The organism is Pseudoalteromonas sp. S4492 (genome assembly GCF_005886115.1).
GTDB lineage: Bacteria > Pseudomonadota > Gammaproteobacteria > Enterobacterales > Alteromonadaceae > Pseudoalteromonas > Pseudoalteromonas gelatinilytica.
This window is the reverse complement of record NZ_PNCP01000039.1, coordinates 1-25,032: the sequence shown is the minus strand read 5'-3', so window position 1 is coordinate 25,032 and position 25,032 is coordinate 1. Positions and strand designations below refer to the sequence as shown.

Here is a 25,032-nt window from a genome sequence, read left to right as displayed (position 1 = left end):
GTCGTTGTATAAAGCGATGAGTGTTCTTCATATATTTCAATCCTTGTATAATTGTGAAAGTATTGTGAATTAATCACAGCAAAGATTGATATCATGTAAATGTAGGTGATTGAAATAGCAAAAAAGTATGGGTTTATTAAAGGGGTAGGGTTCTTAAGTAGGGAAAGTCAGGACTGGTAAGGGGTACGAGCCTACCAAAAAGGTTAGGCTCATTTCATATATTAAGCTTTATGCTTCATTAGGCGTTCTTTTTCACGTGCCCAATCTTTATTTTTTCCGTCTTCACGTTTGTCGTGCATCTTTTTACCTTTAGCAAGGTGGAACTCCAACTTCACCCAGCATTTTTTCCAGTACATTGCAGTAGCGATTAATGAAAATCCGTCGCGTTCTGTTGCACCGATTAGACGATCGATTTCACGCTTATTTAAAAGTAACTTACGATAACGAAGTGGATCGCAGATTACATGAGTAGAAGCACTGTTGAGAGGCTGAATTTGACTGCCAAGTAAAAATGCTTCGCCGTTTTTAATGTGAATATAAGTCTCAGAGATGTTTACTTTACCAGCTCGGATACTTTTTACTTCCCAGCCCTGTAGTTCAACCCCTGCTTCGAACTTATCGTGTAAAAAATACTCATGACGCGCTTTTTTGTTAAGCGCGATGGTATTACTTGTCGATTTAGATGATTTTTTCTTAGCCATAGTGGCTCATATTATACGTAAAAACAGCGTTTTTACATCGCTTTTTTAAGGCTTTGCAGAAATTTTCGCATCACTAAAATTTGGGGAAATAGCTAAAGCTTGCTAAAATTCGCCGACAAAGTTGGGAGTGAATATGCCGCAGATAGAAAAAAGTGCGCTGGTAATGTATAGCAGCAAAGAAATGTTTGATTTAGTGAATGATGTTGATGCTTATCCTGAGTTTTTACCACATTGTTCAGATGCAAAAATCATTACTCAGCAAGCCAGTGGCATGACGGCCAGTTTGGAGATCTCAAAAGCGGGTTTAAAAAAGTGGTTCACGACTGAAAATACTTTTATTGACGAACAAACGGTTGCCCTTCGCTTAGTTGATGGCCCTTTTAAAAAGTTGCAGGGTAAATGGCACTTTTTACCGCTGGACGATAAAGCATGTAAAGTGCAGCTTCACCTAGAATTTGAATTTGCCAGTAAACTCATTGAGCTTGCGTTTGGCAAAGTGTTTAACGAAGTGGCTAAGAACATGGTTAATGCATTTACACAACGCGCTAAAACGGTATACGGAGTTCGCCCATGATAACGGTAGAAGTGGTGTTTGCTTTACCAACAACAGCAACCAGTTTATTAGTAGAAGTGCCAGTAGGTACTACTGCTGAGCAGGCGGTTATTAAATCTGGTATTATCGAGAAGTGCCCTGAAATTGATGCAAATGATTTAACTCTGGGTATTTGGAATCGCACATGTAAGCTTAATCAAGAAGTGAAGCAAGGGGATCGTATTGAGATTTATCGACCTCTTATTGCGGATCCGAAGGATGCACGTAGACGCCGAGCTGAAAAAGCCAAAGAAGAAGGCCGAGCTAATAAAATTACAGGCGGGCGCCCACTTAATAAGGCATAAAAAAGGGTAGCTTAGGCTACCCTTAATTAATTCGAATTAATATTACTCTTGTTCTAACGGTGTATTAAATTCGCTAGGTTGCTCATAATCACCCGATAATGAAACAAGCTTATCATTTTCAAAGTTAATAACGAGCGATTTACGCTGTTCGTTACTACGGTCGATATTAAATACATACAGGTAATGCCAAGTATTGTTATCGAAAGAGTCTTCAGCGACAGGCTTTCCTAGTACGTAAAGAACTTGCTCGCGAGTCATATTAACACGTAGCTTATCTACATCTGATTGCTCTAAGAAGTTACCTTGTGGAATATTGATACGGTAAACCCAGCTTGAACACCCTGCTGTAGCACTTAAAGTAAGGGTAAGTACTAACCAAAAAGAAAAAGTTTTAAACGACTGCATTATTTGTTTGAATCCTTATTTTTTATACACTGCATGATACCGATTAGTCACAGAAGGTAAAACCCTTTTCAGTAATTGTTTTTACTGAAATGCGATTAACAATCACGAGGCACAGATTTGACCACAACAAACCCAGAAAGTTTACAGCAGCCTATAAAAAACAACGATAATTCAGAGACTCTGTGGCATTTGTATATAGTGCAAACACGTTTAGGTCATTGGTACACTGGGATCAGCACCAATGTTGAAAAGCGTTTTATGCAGCATCAAGCAGGGAAAGGAGCTAAAAATCTAAAGGGAAAAGGGCCTTTAACACTTGTCTATCAACAACAAGTGGGCAACCGAAGTGAAGCTACTAGATTAGAAATTAACGTAAAAAAACTCAATAAAGCGCAAAAGAAGCAGTTCGTCTTAACATCTGAACTACCGAAGTAACTAGCTAGGTAGCTTTTCGACAAATTCAGCTATTTTTTTCATCGCAGATTCAAATAGAGTAAAGTCGATGTGCGCCGTTGTGTCGGTACTTTGGTGATGGTGTTTGTCATGCCCTATGCCAAAGTAAATGTAAGGGATCCCCGCCTTAGCGAATGAATAATGATCGCTTGCTCTGCGCCAATCGACATTGAGGTCAAATAACCGATTTAGTCTTGCAGATGAACTTGTTGCCATAAAGGTTATTTGTTTATCCGATAGGGTTTTAATGTCAGTTTGATATTGTGCTAATGATTGATTATCTAAAAACGCATAGATACGTGGCTTTCTTGGGTTCACAACGAGCATATCTAAATTGATATTAAGTTTTATCTCGTCTTTATTAAGCGTTGATACTAAATATTCGCTACCGTGCAGGCCATTTTCTTCTGCGTCGGTTGCTACAAAAACTAACTGATATTGTTTAGGCTTTTCTGCAAAGTAACTGGCTAAATACAATAAAGCAGCAACACCGCTGGCATTGTCATTGGCGCCCGGGTAAAGCCGACTTCCTTTTTGCCCTAAGTGATCATAATGGGCTGTAAAAATGATTTTTTCACACTTCTCGCAATGACTACTTTTGGTCGCAACAACGTTCCGCCCAAAAGCCTTGCCAAAGAGCCCTGACTGATAAGCAAATGTTTGCTCATCAACAGTGTAACCAAGTGAAATAAAACGCTCAGAAATAAACTCAGCGGCTAACTGAGCGCCTTGAGTCGCCGTTTTTCGCCCTGTAAATTGAGCTGATGTTAGCGTGACGACGTCTTGCTCTAAGTTTGTATTGGCAAAAGCTTGCCCGCAGTGAAGCAGCAGGGCACTACTGGTAATGAGTAAGCTTAGCTGTATGCGAGCGAAGCGCTTGTAATTTACCTTCATAACGCTGTTTATCATGATCAAAGTCTGCTTTGTCGTTTGCTAATGTTAAGTGCTTTTTAGCAAGCTTTAGGTCACCTAATTGGTAATAGGTACGTGCTAAACCAAAATCAGTATCATGCAGAGTGGGGTTTAAGTCACGGGCTTTTTTGTAGTGCTTAATGGCATCTTGATAACGGGCTGTTGTATAGGCGTCATTACCTAAAGAAATATGATAATAGGGGTTTGCTTGGCGCTTTTTATCAAGCTTGGCTAATATTGCTTGGCCGAGGTCTTGGCGATCAGTGAGGTTATAGAGCCTTGCTAAATTACCCAATGCGGTGTTGTTATCTGGATCTAAACTAATCGCGTATTGGTAGGCCGTTTCAGCATTTTCATAATCATTTGTTAATCTGAATAACACCCCGAGGTTGCCCCAAGCGCCTGAATAGTTGCTATCAATATCCACAGCCGCTTTGTAATAGCTAAAAGCAATATCATAATCATGCTTTAACATCGCTGCTGCGCCTTTATTGTTATAAAACATCGCTGTGATGCGGGCTTTATTAATGTTACTGGTTTTAAATGCTTCTTGGCGGCTATTTGGGTCAAAATCTATGATTAAAGAGCGTTCTTCTGGATAAATGACTTTACGATTTACCACTTGTTTCTCAGACTCTCTTACTTTTAAGTTGATATGACCGGTAAGTAAATTAAAGCCATTATCAAGTGCCCAATACTCTGGAATGTGTACTTTTTGAAATTGCCCATCAAGGCCAAGGTATTCCGCAAGGCTATACGCTAAAATCGATAACGATAAACAGTTGGCGTTTAAATTTGAATAGGCTTGAGTGGCCGTTAAGGTAGCGCCAGATTGATAGGACAACGAAGCATCACCATTTTGCAACAAAAATTTGAGTAAACGCTTAGTGCTTTGCAGTGACCGACTGTCTTTTGGAAAGGCACTATCAAGTTGTGTCCGAACATGTTCGCTCAGAGCAAAGATCTCTTCTTGAGTTTCAACCTCAATGGGACTGAATTCAGTACTTTGCGTTAAAGCTAGTGGGGGAGGTGCTGATTTATTTTCTGTGCTACTACACGCGGTTAATAAGCAAAAGCTTGATACTAAAACGATGGTAAATGATTTCATCTGACCCTCTTAATTCTTGGCCTAATACCATTTAAGTATAGGCCGTGAATGAAAAAGGGTCAGTGTTAACTGTTACAAAACGTGTCAGCGTTTATCGAAGGTAGCAACAAGGTCGTCAAGGGTTTGCGCACTGTTCGCTAAGTCTTTGATTGCTTGCTCACTGTCGATTTGTTCACGCATAACATTGTCACTAATATCACTTATTTGCTCAATGTTACGGCCCACATCTGCCACTACGTTACTTTGCTCTTCGGTCGCAGTTGCTATTAATGTCGCCATATCGTTTATTTCATTAGCAGCATCGTTGATGGCATTGAGTAATTCAACTGAACTTTGCATTGCATCAACACTCAATTGAGCTTGCGATTTCGAGTGGTTGATGTGATTAACCACTAAATCAGACGTGTTCGTTAGCTCACTGATCATGGTTTGAATTTCAGTTGTTGACTGTGACGTGCGATTTGCAAGTGCTCTTACTTCATCTGCGACAACAGCAAAGCCTCGACCATGCTCACCGGCACGAGCAGACTCAATCGCCGCATTAAGTGCTAATAGATTAGTTTGCTCAGAAATCCCTCGGATAGAGTCAACGATACTAGCAATAGCTTGCGTTTTGTTGGCCAGCTCGTTTACTTGCTCGGTGATATTATCGATATCACATGCCAGCTCTATTATTGCTTCTTTACTTTGCGTTACCTGAGTATGGCTTTGTTCAGTGTTCTGCTTACTATTCTCAGTGAGCTTAGCCGTGTTCGCTGCACTTGAGGCAATTTCTTGCACTGTCGCACCCATTTCATTAATCGCCGCAGCAACCGAGATAGTTTGCTCTTTTTGATTATCAAGCGCTTCAGAGTTCTTCTGTGCTTGTTTAAATACATGCGCTGCACTTTGTCGGATTTCACTACTTTCTTGGGCAACTTGGCTGATTGCAGTTTCAATTTTAGAGATAAATTGGTTAAAGCCTGCAGATAAGTTAGCAAGTTCAGGCTGCTCGGAAGCAGGTAAACGATAAGCTAAGTTTGCATCGCCTGAACCTAAACGCGTAAATAACTCAGCCATTTTCGACAGCGGCGATGAAAGCGTACGAGCAAGCACTAAACCGGCAAAGCTTGCGATCAGCGCAATGACGATTGCAAAGCTAATAATTTGCCATTGTAAAACTTGGATACTCGAAAACACTTCATGCTTAGGTACTTGGGCAATAACAAATAAATCCGTGTTTTGAATTGGGCTTGCTGCCACTAAGGTTGCTTCACCATTAAGATCAATTTCTTGTAAATTGAAGTCGCTTTGCGTTAGCAGTGTACGCGTGATGCCCGGTTTATAAACGTCATCCAATTTAGCTTTAGCGACTTTGTTCTCGTCTTTATGAAGTTGAATTAGCCCGTTTTTGTCTGCAACAAATACAAAGCCTGTTTTTTCAATTTGGAAGCGTTTTAGCATGGCCTGCATATCGTCAATGCTTTTAGCAAGACCTGCTAAACCAATGCCATTAGTTTGCTGGTGGTTAACAAACATTTTTACATCAGTGGGTGATTCTTGATAAATACTGATAGAAAAAGGCTGCGCAGTTTTGGTAAACGCAAAAAACCAGCCATCTTGCTCTTGCGTTAAAACACGTAAGAAGCCGTCTTGGTTCCAATATTGTGCCGTTTCACGATTAGCCCACGAAGCAGTTGCTAAATCGTATTGCTTAACAAGTCGGTTAAGCTCTTTTAGCAGTGTTTTATCATCAGTATTGCCTGAACGCGCCCACTCTAATACAAATTCGTTACTAGAGAGTTGCTCAGCGGCACTGATCATTTGATTTATATCGTGAGTAATATAGTTATCAATTGCTTGAAGTTTGCTAGGTAGCTCAGATTCAATCATTCGTTGTTCGATGATTTGTTTTGCACTGTATATCGCTGTTGCGCCGATTAACGCAGCAACAATGAGCGCAATTGAACTGCCAAGCAGTGTAATTTTTTTAGTAATGGTGAGTTGATTTAACGCCATGAAAGTGTCTTAGTTTACAACATTTAAGTCAGTAATTTTAGCATACACTTTATAGATGACGAATCAATGTAGGGACAAAAAAAAAGCCCAAAGCATATAAGCAATTGGGCTTGGTTTCTAACAAGCGAAACTTACTTTCCAGGGTTAAACAATTTTCTTCATTGCTGACATGTAACCACGTAGCTTGCTACCAATGATTTCAACCGGGTGCTCGCGTAGTGCTTTATTCACGGCAATCAAGGTTTGGTTATCAACTTGGTTGCTAGCACTATCAAGACCTTTACCAATCACATCAGTGTCGATGTCTTTCATAAAGTCTTGTAGAAGCGGTAAACACGCGTGGTTGTATAAGTAACAGCCATACTCTGCAGTATCTGAAATAGTTCGGTTCATTTCGAAAAGCTTCTTACGCGCAATAGTGTTTGCGATAAGCGGCGTTTCGTGTAGTGATTCATAGTAAGCAGATTCAGCGATGATACCTGCTGCAGTCATGGTTTCGAAGGCAAGTTCAACACCTGCTTTAACCATGGCAACCATTAAAATACCTTGGTCGAAGAATGCTTGCTCGCTGATTTCTTGGTCAGTATTTTGTTGCTTTTCGAATGCAGTTTCAGCTGTTTCTGCGCGCCATGCTAGTAATTTTGCGTCATCTTCAGCCCAGTCAGCCATCATACCGCGTGAGAATTCGCCGCTGATGATATCGTCCATATGCTTGTTATAAAGTGGGCGCATTATTGTTTTAAGCTCTTCACTTAATTCAAATGCTTTCACTTTTGCTGGGTTAGATAAACGGTCAAGCATGTTAGTCACACCACCATACTTAAGTGCTTCAGTGATCACTTCCCAACCATATTGGATTAGTTTTGATGCGTAACTTGCATCAATGCCTTTTTCGACCATTTTATCGAAGCAAAGTAGTGAACCTGTTTGTAACATGCCACATAGAATCGTTTGCTCACCCATTAAGTCAGACTTAACTTCTGCAATAAATGATGATTTTAGTACACCCGCACGATGGCCACCGGTACCTGCTGCATATGCTTTCGCTTGCGCTAAACCATGACCTTGAGGGTCGTTTTCTGGGTGAACAGCAATTAATGTTGGTACACCAAAGCCACGTTTGTATTCTTCACGTACTTCTGAACCAGGGCACTTAGGTGCAACCATGATCACTGTTAAGTCTTCACGGATCTGCATGCCTTCTTCAACAATGTTGAAACCGTGTGAATAAGCAAGTGTTGCGCCTTGTTTCATTAACGGCATGATGGCATTAACAACAGCCGTATGTTGTTTATCAGGTGTTAGGTTTAATACTACATCTGCTGTTGGGATAAGCTCTTCATAAGTACCTACGGTAAAACCATTTTCAGATGCGTTTAAGAAAGATTGACGACGCTCAGCAATCGCTGATTCACGTAATGTGTAAGAAACATCTAAGCCCGAGTCACGTAAATTTAAACCTTGGTTAAGGCCTTGTGCGCCACAACCGACAATAACGAGTTTTTTCCCTTTTAAAGCATCTACGCCATCAGCAAATTCTGATGGGTCCATGAATTCACATTGCGCTAATTGCGCTAACTGCTCTCTTAAAGGAAGAGTATTAAAATAATTCGCCATTGTTAGTGTCCTATAAATACAAGTTTGTTAGAAAATCAAAGAACCGACGTAGTGTTCTTTGTATGTGTTAACACTATGCAATTTTTAACCTTGCGTAAAATGATATATTTGAATTAAAGTATTTCATAAAATGAAATGGTGACCGTATGGATCATAAACATCTTAATTATTTTTTAGCTTTAGCTAAGACGCTGCACTTTGCCAGAGCGAGTGAGCTTTGCCATATCAGTGCGCCAACCTTGAGCCGTAACATCAAACAACTCGAAGAAGAGGTTGGGGTGGTATTGTTCAATCGGGATAATCGTACGGTTAAATTAACCCGCGAGGGAGAGTCATTTATTGAATACGCCAATGCGACGCTCGCTAACTGGCATCGTTTCAAAGCAAATGTACAAGAGCCGCAACAACATATTTATGGCAATGTCAGTATTTATTGTTCCGTGACAGCCTCATATAGCTTTTTGCATCAAATACTCGAGCAACTGCGAATGCAACACCCACATATAGAGATAACTCTCAATACCGGTGATCCCGCTCTTGCCATAAACCGCGTATTAGATGGTCATGAAGCGATGGCGATTGCCGCTAAACCAACAAAGTTGCCAGGGCAAATAGCGTTCACCAGTATTGGCTATTCGCCTTTGGTTTTGATTGCACCCAAAATTGCTTGTCCAATTAGCGATAAGCTTTCAGCAAGTGAGCCAATTGATTGGTCAGATTTAGAATTTATTGTTGCAGAGCAAGGTTTATCAAGGCAGCGGCTTGAGCAATGGTGGCGTAAAAAAAATATTCACGGTCGAATTTACGCGCAGGTTGCAGGCCATGAAGCCATGGTTTCTATGGTGAGCTTGGGATTAGGTATAGCCATGGTGCCAAAAATTGTACTGGATAACAGCCCGCTAAAAGATAAAGTACAAATAGTGAGTGATGCAGAGCAGACAATTACGGGTTTTGAAATTGGCCTCGCTGTTTTGAATAAAGAGCGCCACGATCCCGCACTCAATGCAATTTGGAGTATTGCTCAATCGCTTACTCAGCAAGCGATTTAACTTACTTTCTCGCAACTAATACTTTATTGTGAACAATATTATATTGATACAAATATCCTAATTTTGCTTAGGTATTTAGTATTGGTTTTTGTAAAAAAAGTTCGTGGTTTTTGCTGGTTTTGCGTTTGCAAAATCCTTTTTCATTGATTTTTTTAAAGGGGTTGATACCGTATTTTAAAATAATAAAATTTTCATGGCGTAGACTCATGATACTCACAGCGCAAGCCGACCATTCTTTAAGCTACTCTAGCCACTGTTTGAAGTTAGCTATCCCGTTTATGGTGAAATATAAAATGCCAATCACGCCACTCAATTACGCGCTTTGGTATTGCTACGTGAGTGAAAAGAATCAAGATTTAAACAAAGAACTTGATAATATTATTAAAAAATATAAAACCTGTGATCATGAGCAAGCGAAGCGACTCTTCAATAAATACCTTTCTAAAGACGATCTAAGTCTGTTTTATCAGCTCTCCACTGGTTTTAATAATGTCGTTGGCAAAGTGCACCAAGACATCAATGAGGCATTAACTTATTCCGCTGAATTTAATCTGGCTCTACAAGAGTGCCGTGAAACGTTAAATAAAGCAGACATCAGCCAAGAGAGTGGTTTTGATGACGTGCTGGATTGTGTTGAACGCTTAAGCGATGAATCAGCGGCACTGCAAAGCCGAGCTCAAGATTTTCAAAATCAGCTTGCGATGGCATACTCTGAAATTACAGAACTAAAACAAGAGCTTGTTAGGTCACGAAGTAAGGCAGAAAAAGACCCTCTGACAGGGCTTTATAACCGCGGTAAATTTGATGAAGATATCACGCGGTTTTGCCAAACCAATGACTTAGCAGAAGTCGCTGTCCTTACTATGGTTGATATCGATCATTTTAAACAATTTAACGATACATTTGGTCATCAAAAAGGAGACCAAGTTTTGCGTGCAGTGTCTGCAAAACTCCTTAAGCATGTTTCGAGTGTCGGTCAAGCTTATCGTTATGGGGGGGAAGAGTTTTGCTTCACCGCGCAGTTTGCAAGCATCAGTGATATGACCAATTTCACTCAACAACTACGTCAAGCTGTAACCAAATTACAAATCAAAGACCCTAACTCTAACAAGGTGTTAAGCCAAGTAACCGCTAGTTTTGGTATTGCGATAAAAGCTAAAAATAGTAACCCAGAACAACTTATAGCAAAAGCTGATAAAGCGCTCTATTTAGCCAAAGAGCATGGCCGAAATCGTATCGAAATCGTCGAAGAGTAACAAACTTAACCGATATATGTATCAAATTTGTGAATAGTTGTAACCTTGCAACGACAGTTTGTTCACATCTTGGTATTATGTTCTTATTGCAGAAATCTCTTTGGTCGTACAATAACAATGAAATCTCAAACGATCAGGATGTGCGCAGTGGTGTATGCCTTGTTTGGCATGCTATTGAGTCAAGCAAGCGCTGATGATTCAACGCGCACTGAACGTGAAAGCCGTGTGGCAAATCAACAGATTGATACCCAGCAGTGGCACCTAAGTATTAATACCGGAGCAGGGGTGATCACGAATCCCCTTCATGGTGGTGATAACTTACCTTTAATCGTGTTGCCTGAAATCGCTTTTTATGGTGAAAAATGGTTCTTTGATAATGGCCGTTTAGGTTATTCATTCCAAGAAAGCGATACTCATGTTGTTAATTTCGTTACTGAGTTCAACCCTGAGACTCGTTTCTTTATTGATTTTCATCCAAGCAATGTTTTTGCACTGCAAACATCGAATAGCTTTATTGTTGAATCGACCACCAGTAATGAACTGGCAGAAAAGTCGGTATCGACGAACGATATTAAAAAAAGACGTTGGGCCTTAGATGCCGGTATTAGTTATCACTATATACACAGTAATCATGTTATTTCTTTACAAGCACTTGCTGATGTCTCTGGTGTTTATAAAGGTCTGCGTAGTGCCTTGCAATGGCAATCACATCACCGGATAGGGAATTTATCAGTCGCACCTAGCCTGGGCGTTTGGTACAAATCAGCCAGACTAAATGATTATTTTTATGGTTTATCGGCTAAAGAGTCCTCATATGGGGAAATAGATGTTGGCAGTAGCTGGCAACCTTATGCTAAAATCGACGCCCGTTGGCCCCTGAGTGAGGCCAACTCTCTTCGTTTTCATTTAGCATATTATGACTACTCAGCCGTGGATGACAGTCCGCTTTTTGAACACACGTACTCGATGACTGCATTTATAGGATTCAATCATATTTTTTAATATGAAGTATTTTGTTTTTAGTCTGTGTGTGTTTGCTGCTGTTATTTGGGCTACCCCAAGCCATGCGCAAGCGACTCAGTTTGATATCACGCCAAAAGTGTGTGTTGTATTACAACAGCACGAATTTTGTGATCTTGAGTTAAAAGTTAGCTGGCAAACAGCACAACCTCAAGATCTGTGTCTGTTTCAAAATAATCAGCAAATTCAATGCTGGAACGACAGTAACAAAGGGCTGTACAGCCATAAAGCGCGGGTTCAGGTTGAAACAATATACTCCTTAGTCAATCCGCACACGGGGAGCAAAATAGCGACCGCAAAAGTCGAAGTGCAAAGCACCGAAGCAAAAACAACGAGGCGTAGATTACGCTCACCGTGGAGCTTTTTTTAATTCAGGAGCAACCAATGGCAAAGATTTTACTTGTTGAAGATGATCTCGGCTTACAGCAGTTAACACGTGATTACCTTCAGCATAATGGGTTGGATGTTGCGGTCCTTGAACGCGGCGACGAAGTATTTGAATACCTAGAAAACAACCCCGTTGATTTAATGATTTTAGATGTGATGTTACCGGGTAAAGACGGGTTTAGTGTGTGCCGCCAGGTACGTGATAAATTTAGCTTACCTATCTTAATGCTGACTGCAAAAGGTGAGGACTTTGACCAAGTGATTGGCCTAGAACTCGGCGCAGATGATTATGTTATTAAGCCTGCTGAACCACGCGTTTTATTAGCGCGCATTAATGCGCTGTTACGCCGTGGACAAGCTAGCACTAAAGCACCTGAAGAGCTGAGCTTTGGTGATTTAAGCATTGATAAAACCAGCCGCATTGTTACACTTAAAGGCAATGAAATTACACTTACATCTCATGAGTTTGAGTTGCTTTGGTTACTGGCGTCAAACGCAGGTGAAGTGTTAAGTCGTGAACACGTGCATCAACATATGATTGGTCGTCAATATGATGGTTTAGACCGTACAGTTGACGTACGCGTGTCACGTATCCGTAAGAAACTAGGTGATAATAGTGATAAACCATACCGAATTAAAACAGTTTGGGGGCAAGGTTACCTCTTCGTATCTGATGCATGGGATATGTAATCATTAATGGGGAAACTATTTGCTAGCTTATATCTTTATATAATAGTTTCTCTGTTTCTCGTTAGTGGGGTCATAGAACAGTTATGGCCCTACGAAGAAACTCAACAACAAATTGCCCTTGACCAAGAGTTTGGTAAATCCCTTTGGTTATTAAGCCAAACTGATAATGGCTTAGCAAAACTTCAGCAAGAATTTGCAAGTGAGGTCATAAATCTCACTGATCTAGCACTCCCTGATGACCTAAAAACACAGCTCAACAATGACCATTACCTGTATTTGTTTAATCAAGAACAAAAAGTGGTTTGGTATATAGCCCTTAATGACACACAGCTTTTACATGTAGGCCCTTTGTCTGTATCCAATCCTAATTTTAGCTCTGTTTGGCCCTACTTTTTATTATTGACCGTGATTGGCGTGCCAATAGGGCTATGGAGCCTATTGCTGTGGCGCGATTTTAATAAACTTACTCTTGCTTGTGAGGCAGTAGGAGGGGCACAAGACTTTGAACTTCACGATGCCTCTAAATCATTTTTTCTGCCGATTACGGATACACTCAACGCGATGCAAGAGCGCATTCAATACCTTCTGGCAGCGCAGCAAGAGCTGACTTCTTCCGTTTCGCATGAATTTAGAACCCCCCTTGCGCGGTTAAAGTTCGCTGTTGCGATGCTTGAAGAGCAAATCGAGAATGAAAAATCCTACACTTACATTGATAACATGCAGGCAGATATTGCAGAGCTTGAAGCACTGGTGTCAGAAATGCTTGAATACGCGCGACTTGATTCACACCAACCAAGCTTAAAGCCCCGTTCCTGTGACCTGACAGCGCTTATTAACAGTGTGGTGAATAAGCTTGAGTTTGCTACTGATATAGAGGTCGCAGTGAGTGCTCCTAAGCTGCTCTACTACGAGTGTGACGAGCATTTTATGGCGCGTTGTATTCAAAACCTATTAGGTAATGCACAAAAATACGCAAATCATAAAATTCATGTCAGCCTTGAAGAGTTGGGTGATTCGATACAAATAAGTGTTGAAGACGATGGTCCTGGGATCGCTAAATCTGAATGGCAAAGTATTTTTAAGCCATTTACTCGTTTAGATAAAAGTCGTGATAAGAAAACCGGCGGCTTTGGATTAGGGCTTGCCATTGTCGCTAAAATTGTTAGTTGGCATCAAGGGCAGTCTGAGGTGTGTGATTCACCATTAGGTGGAGCTAAATTTACGATTCATTTGTTTAAAAGTAACTCGCTTTAAATTACAGGCATAAAAAAAGCGCCTAGGGCGCTTTTTAAAGATTAAAACCAAAAATAAACAAGTAGCAAAGTAATAGACCGCGGCTATTTATAAAAGTTCGAAAAAATATTTAATTATTTTTCATCTAATAATGGCATTAGCATTTTTTCGAGGCCATTGAGCTTCACTTCATACATCATCGCCAGTTGTGCACCTAACTGAGAGTCTGGAAATCCTTGTTGTTTAAACCACACTAAATACGGTTCAGGGAGCAACAATAAAGGGCGACCAGCATATTTTCCAAATGGCATCTTGGTATTTATGGCGCGTTTGAGTTGAGCTGTATCCATCTTTATCTCAAAGAAATTTTAAAGTCAGATAATACGGTAAAAAGGGGAGAGAAAATAGGCTGTGACGGGCAAGAAACAGCCTATTTAGTGAGGGATGTAGGCCCTCTAAATTACAACCACTAAATCGATTACAGCAGTTTAGTGTAGTTGGTAACGACGCTTTTTCGTAAAGCCAAGCTGTTTTAGCTTAACGACGATAGTCGGGTCGTCAATTCGCTCAGGTGTTTCACTGTCACGAAGAAAATGATCACTTGGTACTTGATATACATCGAGCATCTTGTTGAACAGCACCGTTCTGATATCCATTGCAGTCATGCCATTCTTTTGTAACTCATCAAGTTGCTGCTGAATATCTGAAAGTTTCCCGGTACGTGCATCATCCGTGTTTGCTAAAAACTCGTTGGTAAACTTATTTTTCATTTAAACAACCTCAATCCATCTAACAAGTGCTGTGAAATAAACAGCGGTACAACAACACTGTTAAACTTTTTTGTGTTAAAAATAGATACTTAGCTAAGCATCTTGAAATTAATTCTACTCTTTTTTTTAGCCTGATTGCTAATCTGGATGTAAAGCTTTGTAAATAAGCTTGACCCAATAGGGGGACTGATTTGATTTGCTAAGAAAACTAGTTAGCCAACTAACTGAATACAGTGAAAATAATTCTCAGTACCATGAAAAGGTACCGAGAATATTTTTTTACATTAAGAGAAAAGTTTTTGTTTTACATGCTCAGCGAAGCCGCTACCAGCTTCTAAATAGAAGTTATATGTGGAATCAACCCCCATATCTTCTAGTTCTTTTTGCTGATCTGGGTAGTTTGCAATGGCTGTCACCTGACCTTGATAGCCTGAAGCTCGAAGTTGTTCCAACGCAAATATATTTTGCATATGCTTTGGCATTGCAAGCATCACCATACCCACATGGGAGTGATTCACTCGCTGCCAAAAGTCTGGGTCAGTTGCATCGGCTAGTAACACTCGGCGGCCACGTTTAATGTGTTTTTCAACCACATCAGGCTTGATATCAATGCCCGCAACGAGATTTGGGTGTGTTTGACTGATTGTTTCATAGGCACCCGTACCAATGCGGCCCATTCCAAATATAACGATTTTAGTGTCATTTAGATTTACCGGCAGCTCTTCTGCAAGGCGGCTGTTACTTTCAAATTTAAGCAACCAATGTTCAATTTTTACATACACTTCATTCGAGCGTTTATTTAAAGGCGATGCGAGTATAAAGGTGATTGACACAGCGATAGCCATAACGGCGAGCCATTCAGACGTGATTAGATTGCTAGTGGCTGCAACAGCGCAGACAATCAAGCCAAATTCACTGTAATTAGCTAAGCTAAACGCGCTTAATAGTGAAGTACGGGCACGTAATTTGAAAGCGTTTGTCAGCACATAATAAAGTGCAACTTTTAATGGCAAGACTAAAATTACGATGAGTGCAACAATCACTGCGTTGCTGGTCAGCTCTGCATTCAAACCAATATTTAAGAAAAAACCAACCAGTAATACGTCTTTTAAATTAAGCAGTGATTTTGATAGCTCACCAGCTTTTTTATGAGACGCGAACATCATACCGATGATCAACGCACCTAAATCACCTTTAAGGCCTGCAAACTCGAAGGCTTGATAACCAATAATCAGCGCAAAGAAAAAGCCAAACAGGGGCAATAACTCACCGTGTTTTGAGCGATTTAATACCCAGAACATCACAGGGCGTAAAATAGGTAAACCAACCAATAATGCCAAAGCCCAAATGTTCGGGGCCTTACCAGTACTGATGGCTAAGAATATGACGGCAAAGATATCTTGCATAACTAAGATACCAATGGCGATTTTACCATGGAGGCTTGCCATTTCACCGCGTTCTTCAAGTACTTTTACTGCAAAAACGGTGCTTGAGAAGCTAAAAGCAAAACCGACTAACAATGCACTTTGCCAAGTAAGTTCGTTAAATAAAGGTAGTGCAAGGGCTCCTAGCAACAACATAAAACCACTGAAGAGCGTACTGCTTAAAACAATATGCATTGAGGCGGGCGCCCAAACTTGTGGTTTCATTAAGTTTGATACTTTGAGCTTAAGACCGATGCTAAACAATAACAAAGTAACACCCAAGCTTGCCAATGTATTCAGCAGCTCGGTTGTCTTATATCCATATAGGTTGAGTGCAAAACCCGCTAATAAAAAGCCGATAAGAGGAGGCAGCTTTAGCTGGTAAACAGCAAAGCCACAAACGAACGCGGTAGCAAAGTAAATTAGTTCCATAGTTTTTCTTTTGACTTCATTTGTTAGAAGTGTAGCGAAATATTTGTTGTTGGAAAACAATATCAGACAGTAAGAGTTCAAAAAATAAGCACTTATACATGATTTATTGATTAATCCGCCAAAAGCATCATTTTTTCGCTGACATTAGCTTTTAATTGTGGTTAAGATGCATTAACAAAGGAATTTAAGCCATAGGTTAGAAGCTGGCTTAAGGAGAAAAGATGTTTAAGAAAATCCTTGCATCAGTAGGTATTGGTGCAGCAAAAGTTGACACTGTACTTGAGACAGAGCATTTACAACCGGGTCAAAAATTTAATGCCGTTATTGTTATTAAAGGCGGCGATGTTGATCAAGACATATCGGGTTTAGACTTAGCTCTGATGACGCGTGTTAAAGTCGAAGGTGAAGATGGTGAGTACTTTACAAACCATGTGATTGAAAAGTGGCGAATTACAGATATCGGCACGATAGCAGCAGGTGCTGAAAAACATATTCCATTTGAAGCACGCCTGCATTCAGAAACACCGATCACCGAAATTAACGCTGGTTATAACCAATCACATGTGTGGCTTGAAACAGGCCTAGATATTGATTTAGCCCTTGATCCCACTGATCGTGATGCACTTCACATTTATCCTAATGATGCGGTGAGCACGTTAATGGAAGCGATGGATAGACTTGGCTTTAGTTTAGTCAAAGCGGATGTTGAAAAAGGCTTCTTAAGAGCGCCGACATTCCAGTCACATTCGGGTTGTTATCAAGAGCTTGAGTATCGTCCAAATAGCCGAAGCCTGTTTGGCTTACAAGAGATTGAGTTGTCGTTTGTGCCTGAAGCACATAAAACCCATGTACTCATTGAGCTTGATCGTGCCTTTAGAGGGGATGGTTATGTCGATTTAACGATTGAGCATGATCATGTAAATCTATCGCAGCTGTGTGATCAGCTAGAACGATTATTTGCTTAAAGACTAACGACTGAATAGCGAGTTAAAACCCAGCTACGGCTGGGTTTTTTGTCTTCATAAAGGAGCATTATGTTTTCTATTAAAAGTTATAACGAACTCAGTAAAGATGAGTTATTTGCCATTTTACGAGTGCGGGTTGATGTATTTGTGGTAGAGCAAACTTGCCCTTACCCAGAAATTGACGAAGTGGATAACAATGCGCAGACCCAACACGTGTTCTTGTTTAAAGGTCAGCAGGTGGCAGCCTATGCACGATGTTATAAAAAGAATGAGCAATTTAGCGCATTTGGTCGAGTGCTGGTTGCAGAGCAATTTCGTGGTGAAGGACTCGCAACCAAGCTGGTGCAAACCGCGATAGATACATGTAAAGAGCATTGGCCTGATAAAGCGATTATGATTGGTGCTCAGTGTTACTTAACAGCGTTTTATCAGCAATTTGGTTTTGAGAATGTGGGGGATGATTACTTAGAAGATGGTATTCCACATCAAGATATGTGTTTGAAGTAGCCTAATGGCCACTTCAAACATAAACATTGATTAGCTCAACAGTGAGTTAGCAAATACCAGTGCAATGGCAAGTGGGCAAATAAACTTGATGTACCATGGCCATACTTTCCAGAAGAAACTATTTGCAGCTTCCGGGCATCCTTGTTGAATTTCTTTTAGTAACGACGCGCGATGCCAAATCCAACCAACGAAAATACAGCACATTAAGCCAAGAACAGGTTGTCCAATCTTCGTGGTTAAGGTGATCACAAAACCAAATAGCGTGCCTAAGTTAAAGACAATTGTAAAACTAATCAGGGCAATAATACCGCCAATGATCCAAGTTGCTTGTACACGCTTTAGCGCAAAACGCTCAACAGCATAAGAAACGGGTGCTTCTAGCATCGAAATTGATGAGGTTAACGCTGCAATACTCATTAACGCAAAAAAAGCAAAACCAACAAAAATACCAACATTGCCCATACTAGTGAAAAGTGCCGGTAGTACTTGGAATACAAGCGTATCTTCAGAAAGTAGTGCACCTTCTGCTGAGAAAATCTCAACGCCCTGCGCCTGTGCTACATACATTGCAGGAATAATAAGTAAACCGGCTACAAAGGCAATAAACACATCGATTAAAGTCACATAAGCGCCTAACGATACTAGGTTTTCTTTTTTGCTGATGTATGAGCCGTAGATGATCATTACGCTAGTACCAAGCGACAATGAGAAAAATGCTTGTCCTAACGCATTCACTAATAACTCAGGGTTTAAAATCGATGAAAAGTCTGGCACTAAATACGCTTTTAAGCCTTCCATTGCGCCATCTTGAGTCATTACATAGATGATTAGTATAAACAAAATACCTAACAGGGCAGGCATTAAGCGCTTAGACCATTTTTCAATGCCGTTTTCGACGCCTTTAGAGATAATCGCAACGGTTAAAATAATAAATGCGGCAGTAAATATAAGGTTTCTTGATAGTGACTGCTCACTAAGCCAAGCGCCAGCGTGCTCTTGACCCGCTAATTGTGCAACAGGTTCAAGTGTTGCACTTAGCATCCAACCTGCCACGATAGCATAGAAGCTAAGGATGAGACCGGCACAAATAATACCGCCAAAGCCCACCATGAAGGCGAACTTCTTTTGCCATGCTTGATTCGTTACTTTTCGAAGTGAAGTGACGGCATTAGCTTGACCGTGACGACCAATCACTAACTCAGCCATTAAAGCAGGGTAAGCAAGGCAAAATGCTAATATTAAATAAGCCACTAAAAATGCGGCACCGCCATTACTTGCAGTTTGCGTTGGGAAACCCCAAATATTTCCTAAGCCAACAGCAGAGCCTGCTGCAGCCATAATAAATCCAAAGCGGGAGCTGAACTCCCCACGTGATGCGCTCATATTATTGTTACTTCTCTATTTGTGACGGCGCTGACAATCTACTTGAATTAACGCTAAATAAAAAGGGTTAATCATCCGCATTTTCGTTGTTCTTGGTTATGTGCGAGTTGTCAGCTTAGATTTCGTGCAATTGCGCATTACAATACGAAACAATTAACACAATTGAAACCGCTTTAGTGGCTTTTATTTTGAATTGAAAGAGTAAAACACGCGCCACCTAGCTGCTTACTTTTTGATACTTCGACCGTACCATGATGCCAATCAACAACTTTTGCAACGATAGCAAGCCCGAGCCCGTAGCTTTCGCCATCTCTATTGCGATGCGTTTGTTCTTGGAAAAATGGACTAAATACTTTTTGCCAGTTCTCTTCGCTGACACCCGGGCCGTCATCTTCAATTTTAATCATAACGGACCCACTGGTACTCGTAGCACTGAGTAAAATTTCTGATTCAGCAAAGTCGCAAGCATTACTTAATAAGTTAACAATGGCGCGAGCTAACCAGTGTAAGTCAGCACAAATATCACCGCCTTCAACGTGGTGATTAATACGCAAGCCCTGTTGCTCAAGCTTAGGCTCAATCTGATGGATTAAAGTCAGAATATAGGTTTCTAGATCAGAATGATTAAAGGTCAGTTGATTCGCTTTTTGCTCAAGGGTTGCAAATGCTAGATAGCTTTTTAGCATTGACTCCATTTGATCTAAGTCGTTTTCCATTCGTGCAAGATACTCAAGGCGCTTTTCGTCATTACTACAATCTTGCGCTGCCTCTAGGCCAAACCGTAAACAAGCGATAGGTGTGCGGATATCGTGAGATAAACTCGATGCCATCAACTTATTCTCATCAAGAAGTTTTTCAATTTGACTCGCCATGCGGTTAAATGTCAGCTCAACATCTTTGATATAGGTAAAGTGAGATACGTGAATACGACTTTTTAAATCACCTTTAGCAAAGCGCTTTGCTGCTTCATTCAAAACGGTTAAACGCTTGGCGAGTGGCGCAATAATAAAGCCCATAAATATGCATAACCCTGCATAGAACAACAAGGTCAGTAATACATCGTTGCCTTGCTCATGCGTTAAATCTTTATCTAAACGCATTTTTAGATGATGCGTATTAAGTGCTGCATCACTGTAAAGTAAATAATAGCCTTGTTGATCTTCGAGGATAAGGCCGCTCGGTTGGGTTATTTGTGATAATAGTGAATGGGGAAGTGCAAGCGATTGTGTCGGACGATATTCAAGTTGCACTGCAAAGTCTTGATTAATATCCGTGATAGCTTGCTCGCGCTGTTTAGCGTCAAGCTTAGCGAGTTGCTTTGCAAACCCTTTAATCATTTGTGTTTCGCTAGAAAACACATCTTGGGGTGTTTGGGTTTGTTGGCTAAAAGCATCAATTAGCCAACCCAAAACAATGATTGAAAGTAAGGCGCTACCGAGTAGCGAAATATAAAACTTTTTCACAGGCGCGAGTCGTTATTGCCAAGCGGTGGCAACGAGTAAATAGCCTTTGCCCCAAATAGTTTTAATTTTTTCAGGGTGCTGTGGATCATCATTAAACTTTTTACGTAATGATGAAATTAGCACATCAACACTTCTGTCCAAGCCATCATATTCACGCCCTTTCGTTGCCTTAAATACCGCATCACGAGAAACCACTTGGCCTGCATTACTTGCTAAATAGTGGAGTAAAAGGTACTCAGCGCTTGAAATATGGACCTCTTCGTCTGCTAGGTAAACTGTGCGTGACTCCGTATTGATTGATAACTTACCTACATTGATAAGCTCAGAGTTTGTGCTTGATTCGTGTGTATCTGACTTAGAGCGAAGAGCCGCTTTTATGCGTGCTAGTAAAGCGCGAGGGCGAACGGGCTTCATCATGTAATCAGTCGCACCTACTTCAAGGCCAATCACTTCATCCATTTCATCATCACGCGCTGTTAGCATGATAATCGGGGCCTGATAAAACTGACGTAAATCACGGCATACACTAATACCATCTTGGCCTGGTAGCATAATATCTAACAACACTAAATCTGGATTTGTTTTGCGGACTTGCTCAACGACTTGGTCGCCACGCTGGCATAGTGTCGTTTTGTAGCCTTGTTCAACTAAATATTCTGCAACCCAATTGGCGAGAGAGATATCATCTTCAACTAATAAGATAGTTCCGTAATGTTCCATTATTTACTCCTGCTTAGAACAGTCGCCAACGACGTTTCTTCTGACGATTTTTATAGACCCACTGTAATTGTATTTCAGTGCTTGCGACAACCTTACCGTTATCACTACTTATAAGTTCAAAACCAATGGTTTCTGCTGAATCAAATTGGTATCTAAATAAGCCTTTTTGTTGCATCAACCAACATTGCATTATGTGCTTGCTCTGTGCGTTGCGTAAGCAATAATTGCCAATTTGTTGCTGATGCCAAGTTATATCAACCTCAGCATAGCAATTTCTGCCCTCTCGTAGTGCAACGCACGTATCGGGCAGGGCAATGAGTGCATCTTCAACTTTTTTCTCACCTTCTGGCTGTTGCTCGGCCAGCAATGGCCCTGACAGTAATAAGGTAAAGCACAAGTAATACTTAGAAAACATAACGCACGCCTACCTTGGCTTTATGCTGATACTCTTGAGAGATAATAGGGCTTTGGTGAATATCGTTTGAAAACCAAGTCGATAACCAACCAGTTAAAAACACCCAATGTCTGTTAATTGGGTATTCTGCATGAAATTCAAAAATAAGACTGTAAGAGGTATCTGGGCTATATACAGGGCGAGTTGCCAAGGCTTCAGAGTCTGAAATTCCGAAGTAGTAATTTGTAAAGTCTTCTGAGTAGGCACTTAAACCAACGCCAGAGCGAAACTCCCAATTCCGCCAAGGGATAATCTGGCTAAAAAACGAATTCATTACCCAGCCATTGTGTGCTCCCGACACGTCATGTAAGTACTCAAATGAAATTTGCGAGTTTTCAAAGCGGCGCGATAAACGAAGACCTACATCAAAATCGTAGTCGCGCGTTCTAATACCTTCGAGCTCTTTAATGACGTCATTGCCGTAAATGTTTAAGCCTGTTTCATCAAAGCCTGATTGAATATTAGTACCGACAATATCTAAGCCCCATTCAAATTTATCGATAACGCTGTAACCTAAGGTTAAACCACCACTGAGTTGGCTTTGATCGTAATCGAGGTAAAAGCTGTCGTAAGAAACGGCGAGGTGAACATCTGGCTCTATGCCATCATTGTAAGAATCCATGCCTACAAGGTAAGAATCTTCAATGTAGTACCCTAAACCTATGCCCCAGTCCCATGCAAAGCCTTGGCTTGGTTCTAAAGTATTGTCTGCATAATAGCGGTTACTTGCTTGGCTTGTAGCGCTAAGCAAGGTTAAACACGTCAATAATAGGGCACTGTAAACTCGCAACGTTGCATCCTTGTCTGTGAGAAAGGGTAATAGCTTATAGTATATTGTTAAGGAGTTCCTGTAATCTGTAAAAAAATGTAGTAGCAGAAATTGGAAGTGTAAGAAAGTGTTACGAATTCAAAGAGGGGTGCTGCTTGCCTATGGGCAGACAAACAGCGTATTCAAATTACTGCACTTTTATTTTATCGATTAAAATGCTGCTCAAGTAATACTGCATCATAGGTGTAAGTGCACTAATTTCTGTTCGGTTACAGGGACCTTGCTCTTTTTTAAAGGCGTTCATTCGTGTAATCGTTTGGTAAGCTGGAATCGTTACGTCTTGATTAACACGCGCCATACGAGCTTGTTCAGAGTTTTGCTCGTGCACAAAACTCGCAACTTCTAATTCATTCTTTATTAGTTGCTGTTGTTCAAAGCTATAAATTAGCGGTTCACGGTGAAAGCTTGCGCTATCTATTGATGATTTTGCAAACCAAACAACGTCACCGGTTTTTTTGTGGGTAAGGCGCATACTTACCTGACCTAAAATCGTTGCACATTGCTGAACAGGGAACTGTTTTGCTACTTCTTCGAATAAAGGCAGTGGTTTTTCGGGTTTCACCAATTTATATTCTGTGTCTTCAATGAGCTCAAGGTCTAACTGATGAATTGATAGGGTATAGTCAGCTTGTGCGCCTTCAGCGACAACCTTTAATTGCTTTGCTGTCAGTGCTTCAGTGATTTGCGAATAAAGTGTATCTGTTACACTGGTTTTATCAGCAACGATGCTCACCGTTTGGTTTTTACTTACAGCATGTGCAGGTAATTGTACTGATTTTACTTTAGGCGCCGCATGCCCTGTTTGATACTCAACTTGAAAACGTTGGCTCTGTAAGCTAGGTTTTTTTGGCATAGCAAGTAATGGTGCAGGTTCAGGTTTTAAAGCGCAACCGGCTGAAATTAAAGTAAAAAACAAAACTACAAGTAAGCGCATAAAGATTAATCTACCCATAAATATTTAAGATTAAGCGTATTGTACGTTAGTCGAGACAAAAGTTCATGATAATATGTGATCAGAAACTTCCTAATCAGACTTAAAAAAATAAATAATGAAGTACAGCTTATCCTTAATACCTTTTTTCCTTTGTTCTTTATTACTGCTCTCAATGAGTAGTGAAGCTGCTTCGAGTGATAAACAATGGCAAACTTTCGTTGCTGATTACAATAAACACCTTACCCGTAAACTACGCAGTAAAGGAATTCCGGGCGGATCTCTGGCAATTGTTAATATTGGTCAGGATGATTTTATTCGTGGCATCGGGCGAACAAAAATTGAAAATGGTCGTAATGTTGATAAGCATACCCGGTTTCGTTTAGCGTCAGTTTCAAAAACCTTTGCGGGTTCTTTAACTGCAAAGCTGGCTGCACAAGGGGAATTTAATATTGATGATCCTATTAGTAAGTTTATTCCCGCTTTTGCTAACACTGCTTATAAAGATGATTTAAAAATTTACCATATACTCAGTCATTCTAGTGGCTTGGTGCCTAATGCGTACGATAACTTAATCGAATCGCGGATGAGTTACCCCGATATCGTTGCGCAACTATTAACCGTTGAGCCTATCTGTAAACCGAGCGAATGCTATGGGTATCAAAATGTGATGTTCAGTTTGATTGACTCTGTCATTTTTCGATCAACTCAGATGGATTACTCACATTGGATTTCTGAATATATTTTTGCGCCATTGAAAATGGTCGATGCCAGTGTAGGCTTTGATGAGATGGTGAAAGACGATAACTATGCACATCCTCATGTACGCGGCCGAAAACGTTGGTATACATCACGATTAAAGAAGAACTATTACAAAGTCCCCGCAGCTGCGGGAGTGAATGCCAGCGCAAATGATATGGCTATCTGGTTGAATGCGCAGCTAGGGCAGTACCCAGATGTATTACCGCTAGAAGCATTAATAAAACAAACGCGTCCTTATACTCACACCAAAAAAGAGACTCGTCGTAGAGTTTGGCGCGAACATGTTAAAGATGCTTATTACGGGCTAGGCTGGCGTGTATATAACTATGATGATGAAGTGCTGTATTACCATAGTGGTTGGGTACAGGGGTATCGCAGCGATATTGTGGTATTTCCGCATCTGAATATAGGTTTTAGCTTAGTGCTAAATGCAGAAACGGGTTTGATCAATGAATTAACTACCGAGTTTATCAACCGGGTACTTAAGTACACCCGAGAACAAAAATAGTGCGAGTCAAAATGTTTAGTTACAAATTCGTGAAAAATTATTTTTGCCAATAAAAAAGCCAGCATTTTAGTGGGCTGATACTTTATTAGGGATCTGAATACTCAGATCCCTTTTTTATTTCAACGTGAAATCAAATGCTTAGCCATCAAGATATGTCG

General features: G+C 40.6%; 27 protein-coding genes. 12 read left to right on the top strand and 15 right to left on the bottom strand.

Features of this window, described 5'->3' with window-relative positions; translation table 11 throughout:
- Positions 1 to 221 precede the first annotated feature (221 nt).
- Positions 222 to 701: an SsrA-binding protein SmpB gene (smpB, locus tag CWC28_RS12820; protein ID WP_063700124.1), complete on the bottom strand. Its 480-nt coding sequence runs from the start codon at positions 699 to 701 to the stop codon at positions 222 to 224.
- Positions 702 to 834: 133 nt separating this feature from the next.
- Between smpB and CWC28_RS12815 the strand changes: the two genes are divergently transcribed.
- Complete coding sequence (locus CWC28_RS12815; protein WP_054551726.1) at positions 835 to 1,275, top strand: type II toxin-antitoxin system RatA family toxin; 441 nt, start codon at positions 835 to 837, stop codon at positions 1,273 to 1,275.
- The gene (locus CWC28_RS12810) at positions 1,272 to 1,598 is read left to right on the top strand and encodes an RnfH family protein (RefSeq protein WP_063700122.1); all 327 of its coding nucleotides are present in this window, start codon (positions 1,272 to 1,274) and stop codon (positions 1,596 to 1,598) included. Before CWC28_RS12815 ends, CWC28_RS12810 begins: the two co-directional genes overlap by 4 nt.
- A 42-nt stretch (positions 1,599 to 1,640) precedes the next feature.
- Here CWC28_RS12810 and CWC28_RS12805 read toward each other — a convergent pair whose 3' ends face one another.
- Positions 1,641 to 2,003, bottom strand: coding sequence for an outer membrane protein assembly factor BamE (locus CWC28_RS12805; protein WP_063700119.1), 363 nt, complete (start codon positions 2,001 to 2,003; stop codon positions 1,641 to 1,643).
- Between the two features lie 117 nt (positions 2,004 to 2,120).
- Here CWC28_RS12805 and CWC28_RS12800 point away from each other — a divergent pair, with 117 nt between their 5' ends.
- The gene (locus CWC28_RS12800) at positions 2,121 to 2,438 is read left to right on the top strand and encodes a GIY-YIG nuclease family protein (protein ID WP_063700117.1); all 318 of its coding nucleotides are present in this window, start codon (positions 2,121 to 2,123) and stop codon (positions 2,436 to 2,438) included.
- On the opposite strand, the gene CWC28_RS12795 is transcribed toward CWC28_RS12800, so the two are convergent.
- From CWC28_RS12795 to ilvC, 4 genes are all read right to left on the bottom strand, one after another.
- Complete coding sequence (locus tag CWC28_RS12795) at positions 2,439 to 3,350, bottom strand: M20/M25/M40 family metallo-hydrolase (protein WP_063700115.1); 912 nt, start codon at positions 3,348 to 3,350, stop codon at positions 2,439 to 2,441.
- Complete coding sequence (locus CWC28_RS12790; protein ID WP_063700113.1) at positions 3,292 to 4,476, bottom strand: tetratricopeptide repeat protein; 1,185 nt, start codon at positions 4,474 to 4,476, stop codon at positions 3,292 to 3,294. The genes CWC28_RS12795 and CWC28_RS12790 overlap by 59 nt, the downstream gene beginning before the upstream one ends.
- A gap of 84 nt (positions 4,477 to 4,560) precedes the next feature.
- Complete coding sequence (locus CWC28_RS12785) at positions 4,561 to 6,474, bottom strand: methyl-accepting chemotaxis protein (protein ID WP_138625240.1); 1,914 nt, start codon at positions 6,472 to 6,474, stop codon at positions 4,561 to 4,563.
- 144 nt (positions 6,475 to 6,618) lie between these two features.
- Positions 6,619 to 8,091, bottom strand: coding sequence for a ketol-acid reductoisomerase (gene ilvC, locus CWC28_RS12780; RefSeq protein WP_063700109.1), 1,473 nt, complete (start codon positions 8,089 to 8,091; stop codon positions 6,619 to 6,621).
- Between the two features lie 146 nt (positions 8,092 to 8,237).
- Here ilvC and ilvY point away from each other — a divergent pair, with 146 nt between their 5' ends.
- The 6 genes from ilvY (at position 8,238) to CWC28_RS12750 (ending at position 13,747) form a co-directional block, all read left to right on the top strand.
- Positions 8,238 to 9,140, top strand: coding sequence for an HTH-type transcriptional activator IlvY (ilvY, locus tag CWC28_RS12775; RefSeq protein WP_063700108.1), 903 nt, complete (start codon positions 8,238 to 8,240; stop codon positions 9,138 to 9,140).
- A gap of 206 nt (positions 9,141 to 9,346) precedes the next feature.
- Complete coding sequence (locus tag CWC28_RS12770; RefSeq protein ID WP_105174628.1) at positions 9,347 to 10,396, top strand: GGDEF domain-containing protein; 1,050 nt, start codon at positions 9,347 to 9,349, stop codon at positions 10,394 to 10,396.
- A 117-nt stretch (positions 10,397 to 10,513) separates the two neighbouring features.
- On the top strand, positions 10,514 to 11,398 hold the full coding sequence (locus CWC28_RS12765; RefSeq protein ID WP_476704243.1) for a MipA/OmpV family protein: 885 nt from the start codon (positions 10,514 to 10,516) through the stop codon (positions 11,396 to 11,398).
- A 1-nt stretch (position 11,399) separates the two neighbouring features.
- Positions 11,400 to 11,786, top strand: a complete 387-nt coding sequence (locus CWC28_RS12760; RefSeq protein ID WP_063700104.1) for a DUF3019 domain-containing protein — start codon at positions 11,400 to 11,402, stop codon at positions 11,784 to 11,786.
- Between the two features lie 14 nt (positions 11,787 to 11,800).
- Positions 11,801 to 12,493: a response regulator gene (locus CWC28_RS12755; RefSeq protein WP_063700102.1), complete on the top strand. Its 693-nt coding sequence runs from the start codon at positions 11,801 to 11,803 to the stop codon at positions 12,491 to 12,493.
- Between the two features lie 6 nt (positions 12,494 to 12,499).
- A complete protein-coding gene (locus CWC28_RS12750) occupies positions 12,500 to 13,747 on the top strand; it encodes an ATP-binding protein (protein WP_063700099.1) in 1,248 nt (415 codons plus the stop codon).
- 113 nt (positions 13,748 to 13,860) lie between these two features.
- Here CWC28_RS12750 and CWC28_RS12745 read toward each other — a convergent pair whose 3' ends face one another.
- The 3 genes from CWC28_RS12745 to CWC28_RS12735 all read right to left on the bottom strand — a co-directional run bounded on the left by CWC28_RS12745 (position 13,861) and on the right by CWC28_RS12735 (position 16,352).
- Positions 13,861 to 14,076: a DUF3820 family protein gene (locus tag CWC28_RS12745; RefSeq protein WP_062564309.1), complete on the bottom strand. Its 216-nt coding sequence runs from the start codon at positions 14,074 to 14,076 to the stop codon at positions 13,861 to 13,863.
- Between the two features lie 138 nt (positions 14,077 to 14,214).
- Positions 14,215 to 14,496 (bottom strand): hypothetical protein, encoded by a 282-nt coding sequence (locus CWC28_RS12740; protein ID WP_063700098.1) that lies wholly within the window; start codon positions 14,494 to 14,496, stop codon positions 14,215 to 14,217.
- A gap of 284 nt (positions 14,497 to 14,780) precedes the next feature.
- A complete protein-coding gene (locus CWC28_RS12735; RefSeq protein WP_063700096.1) occupies positions 14,781 to 16,352 on the bottom strand; it encodes a cation:proton antiporter domain-containing protein in 1,572 nt (523 codons plus the stop codon).
- A 221-nt stretch (positions 16,353 to 16,573) separates the two neighbouring features.
- On the opposite strand from CWC28_RS12735, the gene CWC28_RS12730 reads away from it, so the two are divergent.
- Positions 16,574 to 17,317 (top strand): sporulation protein, encoded by a 744-nt coding sequence (locus CWC28_RS12730; RefSeq protein WP_054561870.1) that lies wholly within the window; start codon positions 16,574 to 16,576, stop codon positions 17,315 to 17,317.
- Between the two features lie 66 nt (positions 17,318 to 17,383).
- Complete coding sequence (locus CWC28_RS12725; RefSeq protein WP_063700094.1) at positions 17,384 to 17,824, top strand: GNAT family N-acetyltransferase; 441 nt, start codon at positions 17,384 to 17,386, stop codon at positions 17,822 to 17,824.
- Between the two features lie 30 nt (positions 17,825 to 17,854).
- Here the strand turns inward: CWC28_RS12725 and CWC28_RS12720 are convergent, their stop codons facing one another.
- From CWC28_RS12720 to CWC28_RS12695, 6 genes are all read right to left on the bottom strand, one after another.
- Entirely contained in the window at positions 17,855 to 19,207 is a 1,353-nt protein-coding gene (locus tag CWC28_RS12720; protein WP_063700092.1) for a sodium-dependent transporter, read from the bottom strand.
- A 173-nt stretch (positions 19,208 to 19,380) separates the two neighbouring features.
- Positions 19,381 to 20,670, bottom strand: a complete 1,290-nt coding sequence (locus CWC28_RS12715; RefSeq protein ID WP_063700090.1) for a sensor histidine kinase — start codon at positions 20,668 to 20,670, stop codon at positions 19,381 to 19,383.
- Between the two features lie 12 nt (positions 20,671 to 20,682).
- On the bottom strand, positions 20,683 to 21,390 hold the full coding sequence (locus tag CWC28_RS12710) for a response regulator (RefSeq protein WP_063700088.1): 708 nt from the start codon (positions 21,388 to 21,390) through the stop codon (positions 20,683 to 20,685).
- A gap of 13 nt (positions 21,391 to 21,403) precedes the next feature.
- A complete protein-coding gene (locus CWC28_RS12705) occupies positions 21,404 to 21,805 on the bottom strand; it encodes a DUF3019 domain-containing protein (RefSeq protein ID WP_063700086.1) in 402 nt (133 codons plus the stop codon).
- The gene (locus CWC28_RS12700) at positions 21,795 to 22,634 is read right to left on the bottom strand and encodes a MipA/OmpV family protein (RefSeq protein WP_063700084.1); all 840 of its coding nucleotides are present in this window, start codon (positions 22,632 to 22,634) and stop codon (positions 21,795 to 21,797) included. The genes CWC28_RS12705 and CWC28_RS12700 overlap by 11 nt, the downstream gene beginning before the upstream one ends.
- Before the next feature lie 166 nt (positions 22,635 to 22,800).
- Positions 22,801 to 23,607 carry a hypothetical protein gene (locus CWC28_RS12695; protein ID WP_063700082.1) on the bottom strand — a complete coding sequence of 269 codons (807 nt, stop codon included), beginning with the start codon at positions 23,605 to 23,607 and terminating at the stop codon, positions 22,801 to 22,803.
- 115 nt (positions 23,608 to 23,722) lie between these two features.
- On the opposite strand from CWC28_RS12695, the gene CWC28_RS12690 reads away from it, so the two are divergent.
- Positions 23,723 to 24,874 carry a serine hydrolase domain-containing protein gene (locus CWC28_RS12690; protein ID WP_063700080.1) on the top strand — a complete coding sequence of 384 codons (1,152 nt, stop codon included), beginning with the start codon at positions 23,723 to 23,725 and terminating at the stop codon, positions 24,872 to 24,874.
- Positions 24,875 to 25,032 lie beyond the last annotated feature (158 nt).

What these genes read in the sequence shown, in the direction of transcription:
- smpB (WP_063700124.1), bottom strand. Translation starts at nt 701, where the DNA reads ATGGCTAAGAAAAAATCATCTAAATCGACAAGTAATACCATCGCGCTT.
- CWC28_RS12815 (WP_054551726.1), top strand. Translation starts at nt 835, where the DNA reads ATGCCGCAGATAGAAAAAAGTGCGCTGGTAATGTATAGCAGCAAAGAA.
- CWC28_RS12810 (WP_063700122.1), top strand. Translation starts at nt 1,272, where the DNA reads ATGATAACGGTAGAAGTGGTGTTTGCTTTACCAACAACAGCAACCAGT.
- CWC28_RS12805 (WP_063700119.1), bottom strand. Translation starts at nt 2,003, where the DNA reads ATGCAGTCGTTTAAAACTTTTTCTTTTTGGTTAGTACTTACCCTTACT.
- CWC28_RS12795 (WP_063700115.1), bottom strand. Translation starts at nt 3,350, where the DNA reads ATGAAGGTAAATTACAAGCGCTTCGCTCGCATACAGCTAAGCTTACTC.
- CWC28_RS12790 (WP_063700113.1), bottom strand. Translation starts at nt 4,476, where the DNA reads ATGAAATCATTTACCATCGTTTTAGTATCAAGCTTTTGCTTATTAACC.
- CWC28_RS12785 (WP_138625240.1), bottom strand. Translation starts at nt 6,474, where the DNA reads ATGGCGTTAAATCAACTCACCATTACTAAAAAAATTACACTGCTTGGC.
- ilvC (WP_063700109.1), bottom strand. Translation starts at nt 8,091, where the DNA reads ATGGCGAATTATTTTAATACTCTTCCTTTAAGAGAGCAGTTAGCGCAA.
- ilvY (WP_063700108.1), top strand. Translation starts at nt 8,238, where the DNA reads ATGGATCATAAACATCTTAATTATTTTTTAGCTTTAGCTAAGACGCTG.
- CWC28_RS12770 (WP_105174628.1), top strand. Translation starts at nt 9,347, where the DNA reads ATGATACTCACAGCGCAAGCCGACCATTCTTTAAGCTACTCTAGCCAC.
- CWC28_RS12765 (WP_476704243.1), top strand. Translation starts at nt 10,514, where the DNA reads ATGAAATCTCAAACGATCAGGATGTGCGCAGTGGTGTATGCCTTGTTT.
- CWC28_RS12760 (WP_063700104.1), top strand. Translation starts at nt 11,400, where the DNA reads ATGAAGTATTTTGTTTTTAGTCTGTGTGTGTTTGCTGCTGTTATTTGG.
- CWC28_RS12755 (WP_063700102.1), top strand. Translation starts at nt 11,801, where the DNA reads ATGGCAAAGATTTTACTTGTTGAAGATGATCTCGGCTTACAGCAGTTA.
- CWC28_RS12750 (WP_063700099.1), top strand. Translation starts at nt 12,500, where the DNA reads ATGGGGAAACTATTTGCTAGCTTATATCTTTATATAATAGTTTCTCTG.
- CWC28_RS12745 (WP_062564309.1), bottom strand. Translation starts at nt 14,076, where the DNA reads ATGGATACAGCTCAACTCAAACGCGCCATAAATACCAAGATGCCATTT.
- CWC28_RS12740 (WP_063700098.1), bottom strand. Translation starts at nt 14,496, where the DNA reads ATGAAAAATAAGTTTACCAACGAGTTTTTAGCAAACACGGATGATGCA.
- CWC28_RS12735 (WP_063700096.1), bottom strand. Translation starts at nt 16,352, where the DNA reads ATGGAACTAATTTACTTTGCTACCGCGTTCGTTTGTGGCTTTGCTGTT.
- CWC28_RS12730 (WP_054561870.1), top strand. Translation starts at nt 16,574, where the DNA reads ATGTTTAAGAAAATCCTTGCATCAGTAGGTATTGGTGCAGCAAAAGTT.
- CWC28_RS12720 (WP_063700092.1), bottom strand. Translation starts at nt 19,207, where the DNA reads ATGAGCGCATCACGTGGGGAGTTCAGCTCCCGCTTTGGATTTATTATG.
- CWC28_RS12710 (WP_063700088.1), bottom strand. Translation starts at nt 21,390, where the DNA reads ATGGAACATTACGGAACTATCTTATTAGTTGAAGATGATATCTCTCTC.
- CWC28_RS12705 (WP_063700086.1), bottom strand. Translation starts at nt 21,805, where the DNA reads ATGTTTTCTAAGTATTACTTGTGCTTTACCTTATTACTGTCAGGGCCA.
- CWC28_RS12695 (WP_063700082.1), bottom strand. Translation starts at nt 23,607, where the DNA reads ATGCGCTTACTTGTAGTTTTGTTTTTTACTTTAATTTCAGCCGGTTGC.
- CWC28_RS12690 (WP_063700080.1), top strand. Translation starts at nt 23,723, where the DNA reads ATGAAGTACAGCTTATCCTTAATACCTTTTTTCCTTTGTTCTTTATTA.